2 protein-coding genes are annotated in these 2,084 nt (G+C 52.6%); one reads left to right on the top strand and one right to left on the bottom strand.

The window, feature by feature from the left end:
* Nucleotides 1-55: 55 nt before the first annotated feature.
* Nucleotides 56-982: an aspartate carbamoyltransferase gene (gene pyrB, locus OXH16_18875; GenBank protein ID MCY3683467.1), complete on the bottom strand. Its 927-nt coding sequence runs from the start codon at nt 980-982 to the stop codon at nt 56-58.
* Between the two features lie 236 nt (nt 983-1,218).
* Here pyrB and glyQ point away from each other — a divergent pair.
* Nucleotides 1,219-2,084: glycine--tRNA ligase subunit alpha (gene glyQ / locus OXH16_18870; GenBank protein MCY3683466.1), on the top strand; the 866-nt coding region annotated here is incomplete at its 3' end.

The following is a 2,084-nucleotide window of genomic DNA, read 5'->3' as shown; positions in this document are numbered from 1 at the left end:
CACTCTCTAATTCTATTGTACTCATGATATTTGAAAGAGATCAGGAGGCACAATCTTAAACCCCTAACACCATCTGCAACAGCGCCATACGAATAAAAACACCGTTGTGTGCCTGGCGAAAATACGCAGCGCGGGGATCTGTATCAACAGCCGGATCAATCTCATCCACCCGGGGCAGGGGATGCATCACAATCGCATTCTCCGAAAGCGCCGACATCGTCTCCACATCGATAATATATTTTCCCTGCGCCCGCTCGTAATCTTCTATCCGGTCGCCAAACCGCTCGCGCTGAATCCGCGTCTGATACACCACATCCACCTTCGACATCACGCTCATCAGATCTTCTTCTTCCTCAAACACCACCCCGTGTTCCGTCAGATACCCCTTGATATCATCTCTCATACGCACAACAGTTGGCGCGACAAAATACAACTTCACACCATCGTACTTCGTCAACAAATAAGCCAGCGACCGCGCCGTGCGACCATTTGCCAGATCGCCGACCAATGCCACGTGAATACCATCTAACCTGCCGATCTCCTTCTGAATCGTGTACACATCCAAAAGCGCCTGCGTGGGATGTTGCCCTGGCCCGTCGCCCGCATTGATAATGGGAACCGACGCTGCATCTGCTGCTCGTCGAGCAGAGCCGCTCTCGTAGTGCCGCAACACAATCACATCGGAATACCCCTCTACAATACGGATCGTATCTTCGAGCGTCTCACCCTTTGCCGCCGAAGAAAACTCGCGCGCGCTCTCCGTAGTAATCACCTCGCCGCCCAGACGATACATCGCCGCTTCAAAAGACAACCGCGTGCGCGTACTCGGTTCGTAAAACAACGTCGCCATAATCCGCCGATTCAAAATATTCGAACCATAACGGCTCACCACATGCTCCATCTCGCGCGTCACATCAAAAATCTCATTCATAACATCGCGGCTAAATTGCTGCGCCTCAAGCACGTGAAACAGACTATCCATATCTTACCCTCCGCGTAAAAAAAAACGCCCCCTTATGAGGGAGCGTTTGTATTCAACCTATTTATTTTGCCAGTCGTCATTTGTCTCAAAATATAGGCGAGAAAAACGGCTTTTGCAAGAGGAAAAAACGCGTAAAAACCGACCACAAGTTGACACAAACCCAAAATCAGAGTATCATTTGACCTCTGACTGCTAACTATGATATACCAACCGAGGAACCAACTGTGAGCAACCACCTGAATTTTCAAGACCTGATCATGCGCCTCGAGCGCTTCTGGGCCGACAACGGCTGCATAATATGGCAACCCTACAGCGAAAAAGTGGGCGCAGGCACCATGAACGCCGCCACTGTATTGCGCGTCCTCGGACCCGAACCGTGGAATGTCGCCTATGTCGAACCCTCCTATCGTCCTGACGACGGGCGCTTTGGCGAAAACCCCAACCGCATGCAAATGCACACCCAGTATCAGGTCATCCTCAAACCCGACCCCGGCAACCCGCAGGAACTCTATCTCAAAAGCCTCGGAGCACTGGGCCTCGACTGCAAAGCGCACGACATCCGCTTTGTCGAAGACAACTGGGAATCCCCCGCCCTGGGTGCATGGGGCCTGGGATGGGAAGTGTGGTTAGACGGCATGGAAATCACGCAATTTACCTATTTCCAGCAAGCGGGCGGCATGCAACTCGACCCCGTTGCCGTCGAAATCACCTACGGCCTCGAACGCATTGCCATGTACCTTCAAGGCGTCAATGAAGTCTGGCAACTACAGTGGAACGACACCGTCACGTATGGCGACATCCTCAAAAAACAAGAAATAGAATACTGCAACTACGAATTCTACTGGGCCGATGTCAACCGCCTCAAATCCATGTACGACATCTTTTTAGCCGAAGCCCAGGCAGCCCTCGACCGCGATCTCGTCATCCCCGCACACGACTACGTCATCCGCTGCTCGCACACCTTTAATCTACTCGACACGCGCGGCGCAATTGGGGTAACTGAACGCGCCCGTTTCTTCGCCCAAATGCGCGACCTCTCGCGCCAAATAGCCGAAGCCTATGTCGAACAGCGCGAAGACCAGGGATATCCCCTTGTAGAATC

This window comes from Gemmatimonadota bacterium (assembly GCA_026705765.1).
Classification (GTDB): domain Bacteria; phylum Latescibacterota; class UBA2968; order UBA2968; family UBA2968; genus VXRD01.
This window is presented reverse-complemented; position numbering and strand designations above follow the sequence as displayed.